Origin of the sequence: Streptomyces sp. NPDC003247 (genome assembly GCF_042888135.1) — a bacterium.
In the GTDB taxonomy this organism is placed as follows: Bacteria; Actinomycetota; Actinomycetes; order Streptomycetales; family Streptomycetaceae; genus Streptomyces.
Genome location: NZ_JBIAPF010000012.1, coordinates 241966 through 254655, shown reverse-complemented (window position 1 = coordinate 254655; position 12690 = coordinate 241966). Strand labels below are relative to the sequence as shown.

Genomic DNA, 12690 nt, shown 5'->3' with positions numbered 1-12690 from the left:
CTCTGGTGGTTCCTCAGCCCTCGATCGGCCAGTTCAGGACCTCGGAGATACCGCGGCCCATGATCCACTCCAGCTCCTCGGGCGTGAAGTCCCAGTGCTTGGTGAACTGCTCGATCGTGTCGGTGTACGTGATCCCGTGGCCCAGGAGCCGCGTGATGTCGGTGCCGTAGAAGCAGCGCTGGGGGCCCAGCTTGTCGACCATCTCGCGCACGTACTTCTGGATGTTGTTGTTCGGGAACGGCTGCGTCGAGTAGCCCGGCAGCGCCGAGACCTTGACGTAGATGTTCGGGTGGGCGGCCAGGTCGGCGGTCTCCGACACCCAGTATCCGATCGCGTCGTCGACGCAGCGGGCCATGATGCCCATGTGGTCGATGATGATCTTCAGCTCGTGGTGCTTGGCGGCGATCTCGCCGAGCTCCTTCTTCCAGATCGGGGCGTGCACCATCGTCGGGATGCGCAGCTCCTCGGCGATCGGCCAGTACCAGTCGTTGGTGCCGTCGATCATCCAGTTGCGGTCCTGCGGGCGGTGGAAGGTCAGGCGCGTGCCCTTGACGTGCGGGTTCTGCGCGAAGTCCTTCAGCATGGCCTTGCCCTCTTCGGGCTTGTTCTGCGGGATGCGGGCCATGATGCCGAACCGGTCGGGGTGCGCCTCGCAGGCCTCGAGGGCGTAGTCGATGCGGTCGCCCTCCCAGGACGGCGGGAGGATCAGCGCGCGGTTGACGCCGGCCTCGTCCATCAGCTCCAGGGCCTCCTCGTAGGAGAAGGGGTCCTCGCGGTGGCCGTTGAGCCGGATGCGCTCCCTGGCGCCCGGGACCCAGGGGCGGTCCGGGGTCTCTTCCTTCCAGATGTGGATCTGGGTGTCGACGACGAACATGTCCCGTACTTCTTTCTCTTGGTGGAGCTGGATACGTGGAGCTGGATCCGTGCAGCCGGTCGGTGGAGCCGATCGGTGGAGCCCGGTGGTGCTCGGTGGTGCTCGGTGGTGGGGCGTTGCGGAGGGAACGCTAGGCGGGTGGTGAGGCCTTGCGGAGCCCCTGGGAGCGCAAGCTGTTGTTGCGTGAAAGTGCGCTGCACGCAGGGCACTTTCAGGTTGCGGAGGCGTCCTTGAACACGGCGTCGACGATGTGCTCGGCGATCGCCATGGAGGCCGTCGCGGCCGGCGAGGGCGCGTTGCGCACGGCGGTGATACGGCCCACCTGGTGGATGCGGAAGTCGTCCACGAGGGTGCCGTCCCGGTCCAGGGCCTGGGCGCGCACGCCCGCACCGCCGCGTACGACGTCCTGCACGCCGACGCCGGGGACGTACAGCCTGGCGTCCTTCATGAAGGCCGCCATGGAGAAGGAGCCGCGGTACTCCTTGACGCCGGTGCGCCAGTGCTGGGCGGCCATCTTCCAGGCGCCGGGGTAGCGGGCGAGTCCGAGCAGGTCCCGCGGGGAGACCCTGGTCCGGGTGTAGCCCTCCCTGGCCAGGGCCAGGACGGCGTTGGGGCCGACCTCCACCGAGCCGTCCACGCGGGGTGTGAAGTGGACGCCCAGGAACGGGTAGCGCGGGTCGGGCACCGGGTAGATCAGGCCCCGCACCAGGGCCGTCCGGTCCGGCTTGAGCAGCATGTACTCGCCCCGGAACGGGATGATCTTCGGCTCCTGCTTGTCCTGCGCGAGGTGCGCGACGGTGTCGGAGTGCAGGCCGGCGCAGAGGATCAGCCGGTCCACGCGCACGCGCTGCTGGCCGGAGGCCACCTCGATGCCGCCGGGCACGTTGGTGATGCCGGTGACCGGGAAGCCGAGCCGCACCTCGCCGCCGGAGCCGGTGACGTCCTGGGCGAAGGCGCGGGCGATCGCCGGGTAGTCGGTGATCGCGGTGCGCGGCGAGTGCAGGGCGGCGATACCGCCGGCGTTGGGTTCGAGATCACGGATCTCCTCCTTGGAGATCCTCCTCAGGTCGGGCACGTGGTTGTTCCGGGCCCGCTCGTAGAGCGCGTCCATCCGGCCCAGCTCGTCCTCGCGGACCGCGACGACCAGCTTGCCGATCTCCTGGTACGGCAGCTGCCGGTCCTGGCAGTACTCGCGCAGCAGGGACACTCCGCGCACGCACAGGTCGGCCTTGAGGCTGCCGGGCGTGTAGTAGATGCCGGCGTGCACCACGCCCGAGTTGTGGCCGGTCTGGTGGAGCGAGACCTCCCGCTCCTTCTCGAAGACCACGACCCGGGTGCCGGGCCGGCTCAGGGCGATCTCGCGGGCCGTGGCCAGACCCACGATGCCGGCGCCGACGACGCCGATCGTCTCGTCAGCCATCGGCATCCTCCTCTCTCTTCTCGCTGCTCCCGATCGTCAGGCGCCGAAGTGGACGGCGACCGTCTTGACGCGCGTGGAGAAGCGCAGGACTTCCTCGCCCTGCTCCTTGTAGGCCGTGCCGGAGTCGCGGAACCCGCCGAAGGGCAGGTGGACGTCCCAGCCGGTGGTGGTGGTGTTGACGGCGACCTGGCCGCACTCGGCCTCGTCGGCGAAGCGGTGGGCGGAGGTGAGGTCGCGGGTGAAGACGGCGGCGGCGAGCCCGAAGTCGGAGTCGTTCACGGCCTCGACGGCCGCGTCGAAGCCGTCCACCTCGCGCAGGGCGAGGACCGGCCCGAAGACCTCCTCGCGCCAGATCGCCGTCTCGGGGGTGACGCCGGCCAGCACGGTCGGCTGCACGTAGCAGCCGTGCGCCCGGTCGCCCTCGGTGTCCGCCCCGCCGCCGGTGAGCACGGTCGCGCCCTGCTCGACGGCCCTGGCCAGGTCGGCGAGGACGCTGTCGCGCTGCTTGGGGCTGGACAGCGGGCACAGGGTGGTGTGCGGGTCGCTGCCCGGGCCGACCTTCAGCGCCTCGACCTCGGCGACGAGGAGCCGGGTGAACTCCTCGTACACCGGCTGGTCGACGATGACGCGGCTGGTGGCGGTGCAGCGCTGCCCGGCCTGGCCGAAGGAGGCCGCGACGACGGCCTTGGCGGCGGCCGGCAGATCGGCGTCCCGCAGCACGACCGTGGCGTTCTTGCCGCCGAGCTCGCCCTGGAAGCGGACGTTGCGGTCGGCGAGGCGGCGGCGGATGCGGTTGCCGATCGCGTTGGAGCCGGTGAAGGTGATGCCGACGATCCGCGGGTCGTCCAGGAGCGCCTCCTCGATCTCGGCGGTGCGGCCGGTGACCACGTTGAGGACTCCGGCGGGCAGTCCGGCGTCGTGCAGGGCACGCGCGAAGTGCAGTCCGGACAGCGGTGTCTCGGTGGCCGGCTTGAACACGGCCGCGTTGCCGGCCGCGAGCAGCGGGGCGAGCTTGCGGGCCGGGGTGATCAGCGGGTCGTTCCACGGGCTGATCACCAGGATCACGCCGATCGGCTCGCGCTGGGTGTGCGTGCGGTGGTTCGGCCGTACGTCGTGCAGGAGGGTGCCGTAGCCCTGGCGGGCGAGGCCCGCGTAGTAGTCGAGGAAGTCGGCGGCCTTGAGGGTCTCGCCGGTGGCCTCGGCCAGGGTCTTGCCGTTCTCCGCGGTGACGTCGGCGGCGATCTCACCGACCCGGTCGCGGATCAGCCGGGCCGCGTCGGTGAAGACGCGGGCCCGCTCGAAGGGGCTGGTGCGCTTCCAGACGGCGAAGCCGCGCTCGGCGTGGTCGAAGGCCCGGGTCACGTCCTTGGCCGTGAGGGCCGGGATGCGGGCGATCGGGGTGCGGACGTCGGCGGGGTCGAGGACGTCGATCCATTCGGCGGTCGCCACCCACTCCCCGCCGGAGAGGGTTTCCACGGTACGCATGTCGGGTCACTTCCTTCGTCGGCCGCGGTGCGGGGCCGTGCGGTCTGAGCTGGGGCCGGAAGCGACAACACACCATGTCGGGGCGGTGCCGCCAGCCCCGCGGCGGCAGTCATTGATTGCGCCGCGCGCGGGTGGGCGCAGGCGTGTTCCGTGCTGGAATCGGCAGGCCGGAGGCCTGCGAAGGGTCACCGGGGAAGCACTTGGTGAGGAGATACGGACATGTCCTACGCAGTCGTCGCCCACTACCGCTGCGCACCCGAGGACGAGGCGAGCGTGCGCGCCGCGCTGCTGAAGGTGCGCGAGCACACCCGGGCGGAGCCGGCGAACGAGACGTACGAGGTGCACGCCGTCGAGGGGGAGCCGGGTGGCTTCCTGCTGTACGAGCGGTACGCCGACCGGGCCGGTTTCGAGGCGCACAAGGCGGCCGGCCACTTCGAGGAGCTGATCGTGGAGACGGTGTGGCCGCTGCTGACGGACCGGACGGTGACGTTCGCCGAGGTGCTGTGAGGCACACCGCGGCCACGGCGGAAGGGCCGGGCGACTCCTCGGAGTCGCCCGGCCCTTCCCCGCTGCTCAGAACTCGTTGCCCCAGCAGTAGCGGGCGATGGTCTCCACCAGCACGATCTTCCTGCGCTGGCCCTCGGCGTCCAGCAGCGGCCGGCTCGCCACGTCGGCGAAGCCGCGGGAGGGGGAGACGGCGGCGTCCTCCAGGTCCTTGAACTCGCCGACCGCGTCGATACGGCTCATCACCGTGTCGATGTCCTCCAGCTCCGGCACGGTGGCGTCGACCACGCCCAGGCAGACGTCCCGGTCCTCCGGCAGCGCCCGGACCAGGTCGAGCTCGGCCGGGGTGCCCTGGTCGAACGGCAGGATCCAGCGGTCGGCGGCGACCTCGCCGTACAGCTTCTCGGCGCGGGCCCGGTCCACCTCCGCGGGGGCCGTCCAGCCGGGGGCGACGCCGATGCGGACGCCCTCGGGCCGCTCGTCCAGCCGGACCGCCAGCGCCTCGACGGTGAGGGCGTCCTCGAAGGACAGCGCGCCCGGACCGGCCGGGTCGGTGGCCACCTGGCCGAGCAGCAGCGGGTTGTTGAGCTGGATGAGCCGTACGCCCCGGGAGACCAGCAGGGCGATCTCCGCCTGGACGATCTCCGCGAGTGCCTCGCCGAGTTCGCGGGCGGAGGCCACGCCGAGGCCGGGCCGGAAGGTGGTGGCCGCGAGGTAGGCGGGGGACGGCAGGGACGCCTTGGGGGCGATCACCGTCTGCTCGGCGAGCCGGGCGGCCCAGTCGGCGAGCAGCGGGCCGTTGGCCTTGGGCAGGGACTCGGCGACCCAGCGGACCATACCGTCGGCGTCCACCTCGTCCGTGCGGCGGAAGCCGGAGACGGAGTCGAGGACGGCGCTGCGGAAGTCCTCGCGCGGGTGGTCGCCGTCGGTGACGACGGTGGAGCGCAGCTTGCGCTGGAGGACGACCGCCTCCTCGACCGCCTTCAGCTCGGCCGCCCTGAGCGCCTCGGGGTCGCCGGCCGCGCGGGCGGCGATGAGCTCGGCCGGGCGGACCAGGCTGCCGTGGTGGTCGATGCGGTAGTTGAACGTGTCCGCCATGGTGGTCAGTCCTTTCCGGCCGGCTTGCCCGCGACGCCCCAGGCGGCGAACTCCAGCTCGTAGCCCAGGGAGGCGAGGACCTCCTCGGCGATCTGCTGGTCCTCGTCCGCGGTGCCGCCGGCGATGCCGAGGCCGCCGATGATCTCGCCGTCCTTCTTGATGGTGACGCTGCCCTCGGCGGCCATGATCGGCAGGGCGGCGCCCGGGAGCTGGGAGAGCTGGGAGAAGAAGACCGGCTGGCTCTCCTGCCACTTCTTCAGCATCGTGCCCGGACGCTGCATGATCGCGGCGGTGTAGGCCTTGGCGCGGGCGATGTCGGGGGTGAGGGGGCGGGCCCCGTCCGGGCGGCGGATGGCGACGGGGAAACCGCCGGCGTCCACGACGGCCACGCTCACCGCCTTCCCGACGGCCCGGGCCCGCTGGTGGGCGGCTTCGATGATCTCCTCGGCGGCGGCCAGGGTCAGGCTGGTCATGCGACTTCCTTGGGTGCGGTGAGGGTGCGGCGCAGACGGGCGACGGCCTCGTTGTAGGCGTCGGGCGTCTCCCAGTACATGGAGTGCGGGGCGCCGGGGACGATCTCCAGGTGCGAGCCGGTCAGGAGCTCATGGGCGCGGGTGACCGTCTTGACGCCGAGAACCGCGTCCTTCTCGCCCGCGAGGAAGGCGACCTTGACGCCGGAGGCCTCGATCTCCTCCAGGGAGGGGCCGTTGGTGTCCAGGTTGCGCAGGTCCTGCATCCGGGCGACGTTGAACGTGCCCATCTGCTGGAACAGGAAGGTGAGGTCGGCGCGGTCCTGCTGGAACGGCTTGGTCAGCAGGCGGTCGATGACGGGGAGCTTGACGGCCTCGGCGCGGTCGGCGGCGGCCAGTTCCTTCAGCTCGGCGTGGCTGATGCCGCCGAGGGAGTGGCCGAGGACGACGGAGGAGACGCGTTCGGGGCGCAGCAGGGCGGCCCGGAGCGCGGCGACGGAGCCGATGGACTGGCCGACCAGCATGACGTCGGTGAGGTCCTCGTGGTCGAGGACGGCGACGACGTCACCGGGGAAGTCCTGGCCGTCGAACTCGGGCCTGGACGAGTGCGGAGGGGTGGGTGCGTCGGACTTGCCGAAGCCGCGCAGGTCGAAGGTGATGACCGTGAACTCGTCGCGCAGCGCGGCGACCTGCTGCCACCAGGCGGCGTGGTGGCCGCCGCTGCCGTGCACGAACATGATCGCCGGACCGCTGCCGTGGCGCTCGTAGTAGATGGAGGTGCCGTCGGAGTCGACGTAGGGCATGGAAGGGAACTCCTCAGCGGGCCGGTCAGTTGGGGCGCTTGGCGTGGTAGACCAGCTCGATCATGGTGTGGTCGGGGTCGTGGATGTAGCAGAACTTCGACTGGTTCTCGGGGCGCTGGATCGGGCGGGTGTGCCGGATGCCCAGCTCCTTGAGGTGGGCGAGGAACTCGTCCCAGTCGTCGACCTCGACGGCGAAGTGGTAGGGCGCCATGCGCTCCATCTCCTCGACCGGCGTGAAGTGCAGGTCGAAGTTGCCCCGGGTCATCAGCACCACGCGGGTGTTGGACTTGGGCTGGATCCGCTTCATGCCGAAGACCTTGGTGTACCACTCGGCGGTGCGGTCGGGGTCGGTGGTGGGGAAGTTGACGTGGTGGATGTAGCGGGGTTCTGCACTCATGGCCGTTTCCCTTGTTCCTCTTCCGGTTGAACGGGGTTGGACAGCACGCCGATGCCGCTGATCTCGACCGACACCGTGTCCCCCGGTTCGATCTGGCAGGTCGACTCGGCGCCCATCCACAGCACGTCACCGGGGTGCATGGTGATGTACCGGGTGATCTCGACGATGTGGTCGAAGGGGTCGAAGACCATGTCGCCGGTGGGGAACGTGGCCTTCTCCTCGCCGTTGACGCGCAGCGTGGTCGTCTGGGCCAGGGCGTCGACGTCGGTCTCGATCCACGGGCCCATGGGCTTGAAGGTGTCGCTGTTCTTGCTGCGCCAGAAGCTGCGGTCCTGGTGCTGCCAGGCGCGGGCGCTGATGTCGTTGCCGATGGTCCAGCCGAAGACGGACTTGCGGGCCTCGTCGTGGGTGGCGTGCCGCAGGGTGCGGCCGATGACGGCGACGAGTTCCGGCTCGGCCTCGAACCGCCCCTCCACCTCCGCCGGCTTGACGATCGGCGCGAGGTGGCCGGTGAGCGCGTTGTTGGCCCGGTAGCCCACCTCGGGGCGCTCCGGCATGACGGCGGCGGCGTTGCCGAGCTTCGCCGCGTGCTCGATGTGCCGGGGGTAGTTCATGCCGACGGCGTAGAAGACGGGCGGGACGACGGGGGGCAGCCAGACGGCCGTGGCCCGCGGCACCGTGCCGGTGACGTGGGTCTCGCCCTCCAGCGGGGAGCCGGACAGCAGCTCGACGTCCTCCTCCCCCACCCGGCCCCACACGGCGCGGCCGCCGACCGAGAGTCGCGCGTACCTCATGGCGCCAGCAGGTGGGAGACGCGCTTGGTGACCAGGTAGGCGTCGAGCGCCTCGGGGCCGCCCTCGCGGCCGTAGCCGCTGTCCTTGACGCCGCCGGAGGGCGCTTCGTGGACGGAGCCGCCGCAGTGGTTGATGGACAGGATGCCGGCCTCCAGCTCGCCGGACAGCTTCTCGACGGTCGCGGCGGAGTCGGTGAAGCCGTAGGCGGCCAGACCGTACGGCAGCGAATTCGCGATTGCGAGCGCGTCGTCGAGGTCGGTGAACGGAAGGATCGGCGCGATCGGCCCGAACGGCTCCTCGCGCAGCAGCTCGGCGTCCTCGGGTACGTCGGTCAGGACGGTCGGCGCGAAGAAGTAGCCGGCGCGGTCCGGGCGGTCGCCTCCGGTGAGGACCTTGGCGCCGCGGGCGACGGCGTCGGCGGTGAGCCGCTCCAGGGCCTTCAGCCGGCGCTCGTTGGCGAGCGGGCCCATGGTGGTGCCCTCGGCCAGCCCGTCCCCGACGACGACGGCCTCCGCCGCCTTCACGAACTCGGCGGTGAACTCCTCGACGATGCTCTCGTGGACGAGGAAGCGGCTGGGCGAGGTGCAGACCTGGCCGGCGTTGGCGAACTTCGCCTGGGCGGCCTTGCGGGCGGCCTTCACCGGGTCGGCGTCCGCGCAGACGATCACGGGGGCGTGGCCGCCGAGCTCCATCAGCGACGGCTTCATCACCTCGCCGGCCCGGGCGGCGAGGAGCTTGCCGACGGGGACGGAGCCGGTGAAGGCGACCAGGCGGATCACCGGGGAGGCGATCAGGTGGGCGGAGACCTCGGCGGGCTCGCCGAAGACCAGGTTCAGCACGCCGGCCGGCAGTCCGGCGTCGGCGAAGCAGCGCACCAGCTCCATGGCGGTGGCCGGGGTCTCCTCCGAGGCCTTGATGACGATGGAGCAGCCGGCCGCCAGCGCGGAGGAGATCTTGCGCATGGGGCCGCCGGCGGGGAAGTTCCACGGTACGAAGGCGGCGACGGGGCCGATCGGCTCGCGGCGCACGGAGAGCACGGTGCCGGGGGCGGAGGGGATGAGGCGGCCGTAGGCGCGGCGGGCGTCGTCGGCGTGCCAGCGCAGGGTGCCGGCGACCCGGCGGGCCTCGCCGGTGGCCTCCGCGAGGGGCTTGCCCTGCTCCAGGGTCATGATCCGCCCGACCTCGGCGGCGCGCTCGGTGAGCAGGTCGGCGGCGGCGTGCAGGATCGCGGTGCGCTCGGCCACGGGCGTGGCGCGCCAGATCTCGAAGCCCTCCGCGGCGGCGTCGAGCGCGCGGTCCAGGTCGGCGGGGGTGGCCAGGGGTACTTCTCCGATCACCTCCTCGGTGGCCGGGTTCACGATCGGGGCGGTACCTCCGGTACCGCCCTGGCACCACTCGCCGGCGATGTACAGGCGGACGGCGGGGTAGCCGTGGTCGGTGGTCATGGGTGGGTGCCCTCTCAGGCTGGGGGTGAGTCGGGGTGCCGTGGGGACTCAGGCGCCGGTGGCGGCGTCCTGGTCGCGGTTGGTGCGCAGGGCCCAGATGTGGTGGGGCGGGGTCGTCTCGTGGACGCGGGTCTCGTAGGTGTCGTCGACGCGGTCCATGTCGGCGGCGTACTCCACGCGGCCTCCGCACGGGGCGTGCAGGAAGCGGAAGACGTTGGAGCCGATGGTGTGCCGGCCGAGCTTGCGCGCTTCCCGCCAGCCCCGTTCGATCATGTGGTTGCCGCCCTCGATCACGTCGTCGAAGCCGGGCACCTCGTAGGCGATGTGGTTGACGCCCACGCGGTCGGGGCGGTGGCACAGCAGCATGGTGTGCTGGTCGTCGTCGCCGGGGGCCTGCATGAAGACGCCCATGGGCTCGACGACGTCGGTGGGGCGGAAGCCGAGGAGGCCGGTGTAGAAGGCGACCGCTTCCTCCTTGCCCTCCTTCGCGATGTTCAGCGCCACGTGGCACATCCGCAGCGGGTACGCGCGGGTGAGCGGCTCCAGGGCGGTGTTCCAGCGGTTGACGCCGCCCAGGGTGTTGGCGGGCCGGGGCTCGACGGCCGTCTTCTTCGGCCGGGCGAGGGTGAGGCCGACGCCGAAGCCGCTGCGGTCCACGGTGTGGAAGATCCCGTCGGCGCTCTCGCGCACCGCGTGGTCGCGGCCGACGGCGTCCACCAGCCGGCGCAGTTCCTCGCGGGTGTCGACGCCCCACACGACCTCGCGCAGGGTGGGCCCGTCCTCCACCGGCGGGGGCAGCAGCGGATGGGGGTCGGTGTCGAGGTGGAGCGTCTGCCCGGTGAGCGTCTCGAACACCGCGTGTTCCTCGGTCCGTTCCACCAGGAACAGACCGAAGTCGTCGAAGAACCGGACGCACTCGTCGAGGTCGGCGATGCTGTAGGTGACCGATTCGATTCTCTGGATTCCCATGATTCCTCGTTTCCGGGTCGCCAGGTGAGCGTAGGTTTGGGGTCGCCGGGGCCTCAATGGCCCGAGCTCTACGGAACGCGCAATCGTTAGTTGCGCCCGCGTCCCGTCACCGACGCCGGTTACCGGATCGCCGGAATGGGGTTCTGCGAGAACCACTCGGAGAGGAAGTCCAGGAACACGCTGATCTTGCGCGGGGTGTCCTGGCCGGGGCCGTAGATGGCGTAGAGCGGGCGGTCGGGGACCGCGAGGTCCGGCAGCAGCACTTGCAGGGCGCCGGAGCCGAGGTCGTCGTAGGCCGGCCGCTGGGGCAGCAGGGCGATGCCTCGGCCGTGCACGGCGGCCTTCTGGAGCGCGAGGTAGGAGTTGGACGAGAAGGCGATGTTGCGGATCTTGTGCAGGGTGCTGGCGTGACCGTGGCCGATGCGCCACACCGGGTCGTTGACGTGCACCAGACAGTCGTGGTGGGCGACGTCGTTGGGGTGCGCGAGGGTGCCGCGCCGCTTGATGTAGTCCGCGGAGGCGCACAGCACGAACGGCAGGGAGGCGATCTTCTTCAGCCGGACGCTGGAGTCGCGCAGGTCCCGTGTGTGGAAGGCGATGTCGAATCCGCTGTCCAGGAAGTCGTAGGTGCGGTCGGACATTCCGCCGAGTTCGAAGCGGACCTGGATTTTCGGATGGGCCGAGGAAAACGCGGCTATCGCGTCGCCGAGGTCCAGGCTGCCTATCCACTTCGGGCAGATGATGCTGAGCGTGCCCTCCGCACGGTCGTGGGAGTCGGCGATCGCCGCGTCCTGCGCCTCGATCTCGTCCAGGATGCGGGCGGCGAATTCGGCGTACCGCTGTCCCGGTTCGGTGAGGCTCACCGAGCGGGCGGTGCGGTTGACCAGGCGGACCCCCACCTGTCGTTCCAGTTCGGCGACGTGCCGTGACACCAGGGAGCCCGATGAGCCGAGCTTCTTGGCGGCCCCGTTGAAACTCCCGGCCTGGGCGACGGTGACGAAACTGTGCATGAGGAGCAAGCGATCCATGTTTTTCCTCCGACGGCACTCCCCGCCCGACCGGCGACGGATGGCGGGAAGCGAGGGGTCCGCCGCAAGGCCACGCTGTCTCGGCAGGCATCGGCTACGGGACAGGTGGCCTTGTGGCGGGAATGATGCGGCTCGGACGCGGTGCGGGGGCGCCGGTTCCCGGTGGGGGCCCTACTTCGGGCAGTACTGGGGAGCCTCGCTCACGTTGTCCTTCGTGACCAACACAAGAGGAATGTCGGATATTTTGTCAACACCCTCCTTCTTGTCGAGCAGGCCGACCGCGCTCTTCACGGCGGTCTGTCCGATGGTCATCGCGGAGTTCGCGACGGTCGCGGACAGACGGCCGTCCTCGACCGCCGCGACGCCGTCCTCGGTTCCGTTCACGGACACGATCTTGACATCCTTGGCGCCGGCCGCGTCAAAAGCCTTTCGGACCGCAAACGCCATCTCCTCGTTGGCCACGAAGGCGTAGTCGAGGTCGGGGTTGGCCTGGATCATGTTCTCGGCGACGTCCTGCGCCTTGGCCGGGTTGAACATGCCGGGCTGGTTGGCGACCACCTTGGCGGTGGCCGGCAGCGCGTCCTTGAACCCGCCCACCAGCAGGTCGGAGGCGGCACCCGGGGCGCCGGCGACGATGCCGACCTTCACGTCCTTGCCCGCGGCGTCCTTCTCGATCCAGTCCGCGTCCATGCCGCCGACCTTCTTCAGGTCGACCACGGCCGCGCCGAGGACGTCGTCCATGTCCGAGGTGGCCACCGAGGTGAGGTAGATCGGCACGCCCGCCGCCTTGGCCTTGGCGATGTCGCCCTCCAGGGCGTCCACGTTCACGGTCTGGACGATCAGGGCGTCCACGTTCCGGGCGATCATGTCCTCGATGTTGGACAGCTCGGTGCCGGCGTCCTGCTTGGAGTTGGCCGAGTAGACCTTGGCGTCCTGGGCCTTCGCCTCCTGCTCGACCGCCTTCAGCAGACAGCTGTGGAAGTGCGTGTTGGAGCCGTTGACGAACCCGAGGGAGACGGATCCGCCCGAGGCGCCGCTGCCGCCGTCGTCCTGGGAGCCGCATCCCGAGAGCACCAGGGCGGCGACGCCGGCGAGCGAGGCCGCGGTGACACGGCGGGATCTGGCGATGGGCTTCATGGGGTAGGCCTTTCCTGCATCGTTGAAGAGAAGGTGCGGTGCTGGTGGGGGGCGCGCACGGGTGGGGCGGGCGCGGAGCGGGGGCGCGGGCCGGGGCCGGCGGGGTGACGGCCGCGGGCCGGCGGCGGCCGGGGGTCACCGGCGGGTCGGCGGCCGCGGCTCAGTGGCCGCGCGCGGTGACCGAGCATGGTGACCGAGCATGGTGACCGAGCGCGGTGACTGCGGGTCAGCGGCCGCTCGCCGGGGGCGGCGGGTCGGCGGCGGGT

General features: G+C 70.9%; 13 protein-coding genes. 1 reads left to right on the top strand and 12 read right to left on the bottom strand.

Annotated features, from left to right (window positions below):
• Positions 1-13 precede the first annotated feature (13 nt).
• The 3 genes from ACFYWQ_RS34200 to ACFYWQ_RS34190 all read right to left on the bottom strand — a co-directional run bounded on the left by ACFYWQ_RS34200 (position 14) and on the right by ACFYWQ_RS34190 (position 3779).
• Positions 14-874, bottom strand: a complete 861-nt coding sequence (locus tag ACFYWQ_RS34200) for an amidohydrolase family protein (protein WP_389521961.1) — start codon at positions 872-874, stop codon at positions 14-16.
• A 211-nt stretch (positions 875-1085) separates the two neighbouring features.
• On the bottom strand, positions 1086-2294 hold the full coding sequence (lhgO, locus tag ACFYWQ_RS34195) for an L-2-hydroxyglutarate oxidase (protein ID WP_389521960.1): 1209 nt from the start codon (positions 2292-2294) through the stop codon (positions 1086-1088).
• A 36-nt stretch (positions 2295-2330) separates the two neighbouring features.
• Positions 2331-3779: an aldehyde dehydrogenase family protein gene (locus tag ACFYWQ_RS34190; protein WP_389521958.1), complete on the bottom strand. Its 1449-nt coding sequence runs from the start codon at positions 3777-3779 to the stop codon at positions 2331-2333.
• A 219-nt stretch (positions 3780-3998) separates the two neighbouring features.
• Between ACFYWQ_RS34190 and ACFYWQ_RS34185 the strand changes: the two genes are divergently transcribed.
• Positions 3999-4286 carry a putative quinol monooxygenase gene (locus tag ACFYWQ_RS34185; protein ID WP_389521956.1) on the top strand — a complete coding sequence of 96 codons (288 nt, stop codon included), beginning with the start codon at positions 3999-4001 and terminating at the stop codon, positions 4284-4286.
• Between the two features lie 66 nt (positions 4287-4352).
• On the opposite strand, the gene ACFYWQ_RS34180 is transcribed toward ACFYWQ_RS34185, so the two are convergent.
• The 9 genes from ACFYWQ_RS34180 to ACFYWQ_RS34140 form a co-directional block, all read right to left on the bottom strand.
• The gene (locus tag ACFYWQ_RS34180; protein WP_389521954.1) at positions 4353-5381 is read right to left on the bottom strand and encodes a methionine synthase II (cobalamin-independent)-like protein; all 1029 of its coding nucleotides are present in this window, start codon (positions 5379-5381) and stop codon (positions 4353-4355) included.
• Between the two features lie 5 nt (positions 5382-5386).
• A complete protein-coding gene (locus tag ACFYWQ_RS34175; protein ID WP_389521953.1) occupies positions 5387-5854 on the bottom strand; it encodes a heme-binding protein in 468 nt (155 codons plus the stop codon).
• A complete protein-coding gene (locus ACFYWQ_RS34170; protein ID WP_389521952.1) occupies positions 5851-6654 on the bottom strand; it encodes an alpha/beta fold hydrolase in 804 nt (267 codons plus the stop codon). The genes ACFYWQ_RS34175 and ACFYWQ_RS34170 overlap by 4 nt, the downstream gene beginning before the upstream one ends.
• Before the next feature lie 25 nt (positions 6655-6679).
• Positions 6680-7051, bottom strand: a complete 372-nt coding sequence (locus ACFYWQ_RS34165) for a VOC family protein (RefSeq protein WP_389521950.1) — start codon at positions 7049-7051, stop codon at positions 6680-6682.
• Positions 7048-7845, bottom strand: coding sequence for a fumarylacetoacetate hydrolase family protein (locus ACFYWQ_RS34160; RefSeq protein ID WP_389521949.1), 798 nt, complete (start codon positions 7843-7845; stop codon positions 7048-7050). The genes ACFYWQ_RS34165 and ACFYWQ_RS34160 overlap by 4 nt, the downstream gene beginning before the upstream one ends.
• Positions 7842-9290: an NAD-dependent succinate-semialdehyde dehydrogenase gene (locus tag ACFYWQ_RS34155; protein ID WP_389521947.1), complete on the bottom strand. Its 1449-nt coding sequence runs from the start codon at positions 9288-9290 to the stop codon at positions 7842-7844. The genes ACFYWQ_RS34160 and ACFYWQ_RS34155 overlap by 4 nt, the downstream gene beginning before the upstream one ends.
• Positions 9291-9338: 48 nt before the next feature.
• The gene (locus ACFYWQ_RS34150) at positions 9339-10259 is read right to left on the bottom strand and encodes a VOC family protein (protein WP_389521945.1); all 921 of its coding nucleotides are present in this window, start codon (positions 10257-10259) and stop codon (positions 9339-9341) included.
• Between the two features lie 119 nt (positions 10260-10378).
• Positions 10379-11287: a LysR family transcriptional regulator gene (locus ACFYWQ_RS34145; RefSeq protein ID WP_389521943.1), complete on the bottom strand. Its 909-nt coding sequence runs from the start codon at positions 11285-11287 to the stop codon at positions 10379-10381.
• 171 nt (positions 11288-11458) lie between these two features.
• Entirely contained in the window at positions 11459-12424 is a 966-nt protein-coding gene (locus ACFYWQ_RS34140; protein WP_389521942.1) for a sugar ABC transporter substrate-binding protein, read from the bottom strand.
• Positions 12425-12690 lie beyond the last annotated feature (266 nt).

What these genes read in the sequence shown, in the direction of transcription:
- ACFYWQ_RS34180 (WP_389521954.1), bottom strand. Translation starts at nt 5,381, where the DNA reads ATGGCGGACACGTTCAACTACCGCATCGACCACCACGGCAGCCTGGTC.
- ACFYWQ_RS34175 (WP_389521953.1), bottom strand. Translation starts at nt 5,854, where the DNA reads ATGACCAGCCTGACCCTGGCCGCCGCCGAGGAGATCATCGAAGCCGCC.
- ACFYWQ_RS34165 (WP_389521950.1), bottom strand. Translation starts at nt 7,051, where the DNA reads ATGAGTGCAGAACCCCGCTACATCCACCACGTCAACTTCCCCACCACC.
- ACFYWQ_RS34160 (WP_389521949.1), bottom strand. Translation starts at nt 7,845, where the DNA reads ATGAGGTACGCGCGACTCTCGGTCGGCGGCCGCGCCGTGTGGGGCCGG.
- ACFYWQ_RS34145 (WP_389521943.1), bottom strand. Translation starts at nt 11,287, where the DNA reads ATGGATCGCTTGCTCCTCATGCACAGTTTCGTCACCGTCGCCCAGGCC.
- ACFYWQ_RS34200 (WP_389521961.1), bottom strand. Translation starts at nt 874, where the DNA reads ATGTTCGTCGTCGACACCCAGATCCACATCTGGAAGGAAGAGACCCCG.
- lhgO (WP_389521960.1), bottom strand. Translation starts at nt 2,294, where the DNA reads ATGGCTGACGAGACGATCGGCGTCGTCGGCGCCGGCATCGTGGGTCTG.
- ACFYWQ_RS34190 (WP_389521958.1), bottom strand. Translation starts at nt 3,779, where the DNA reads ATGCGTACCGTGGAAACCCTCTCCGGCGGGGAGTGGGTGGCGACCGCC.
- ACFYWQ_RS34140 (WP_389521942.1), bottom strand. Translation starts at nt 12,424, where the DNA reads ATGAAGCCCATCGCCAGATCCCGCCGTGTCACCGCGGCCTCGCTCGCC.
- ACFYWQ_RS34150 (WP_389521945.1), bottom strand. Translation starts at nt 10,259, where the DNA reads ATGGGAATCCAGAGAATCGAATCGGTCACCTACAGCATCGCCGACCTC.
- ACFYWQ_RS34185 (WP_389521956.1), top strand. Translation starts at nt 3,999, where the DNA reads ATGTCCTACGCAGTCGTCGCCCACTACCGCTGCGCACCCGAGGACGAG.
- ACFYWQ_RS34170 (WP_389521952.1), bottom strand. Translation starts at nt 6,654, where the DNA reads ATGCCCTACGTCGACTCCGACGGCACCTCCATCTACTACGAGCGCCAC.
- ACFYWQ_RS34155 (WP_389521947.1), bottom strand. Translation starts at nt 9,290, where the DNA reads ATGACCACCGACCACGGCTACCCCGCCGTCCGCCTGTACATCGCCGGC.